Genomic DNA, 664 nt, shown 5'->3' on the forward strand with positions numbered 1-664 from the left:
AGGGGGCCTATTATCCGGCCAAACGGAATGGAACAACCGTGTTTCTGTTCCTCGCCGCGGACTGTTGCAGCCGCCAGGCAGTGCTTGATGCACAGTCGACGTTGCCAGCAAAGCGACGCTCAGCGGGGCCTTTTCCTCGCAAGATGGGCGATGTTCGCGGCGAACTTTAAGCATAAAAAAGCGCCTTGGGTGACTGTTCAATTTGTCGCCCAAGCGCGCAATGTGTAGAATGCATATCCCTTTTTTGCCGTCACCGTTTTCTTGACGCCATTTGCCTTCTGTAAGTCTCTGAATTTCAAGAGGAAAGGTTTTCATGCAGCAGAACTCAACGCTGGTGCGGGGGCTCACTGAGCCCGGAGAATTCCGGGACAACTGTGGTTTTGGTCTGATCGCCCATATGGAGGGCCAGGCCAGCCACGAGCTTCTGCAAACTGCTATTGAAGCACTTACGTGCATGACACACCGGGGCGGCATTAATGCCGACGGAAAAACCGGTGATGGCTGCGGTCTGTTGCTTAAGAAACCCGATTCTTTCTTCCGCAAGGTCGCGGAAGAGCAATCCATTACGTTGCCGGACAATTACGGTGTGGGGATGGTATTTACCCACCCGGACGCGGATCAGTCCGAGCAGCAGAAGAGCGCAATCAATGCGGCCCTGGAAGCC

General features: G+C 54.7%; 2 protein-coding genes. One reads left to right on the plus strand and one right to left on the minus strand.

Features of this window, described 5'->3' with window-relative positions; all coding sequences use genetic code 11:
* Nucleotides 1-315, minus strand: a 315-nt coding sequence (locus A3754_RS28395; RefSeq protein WP_231880444.1) for a hypothetical protein, incomplete at its 3' end; no start/stop codon positions are given.
* Between A3754_RS28395 and A3754_RS02260 the strand changes: the two genes are divergently transcribed.
* The coding region (locus tag A3754_RS02260; RefSeq protein ID WP_156496699.1) for a hypothetical protein at nt 314-664 on the plus strand (351 nt) is incomplete at its 3' end. The two genes, A3754_RS28395 and A3754_RS02260, sit on opposite strands and share 2 nt — an antisense overlap.

The organism is Alcanivorax sp. HI0083, assembly GCF_001635175.1.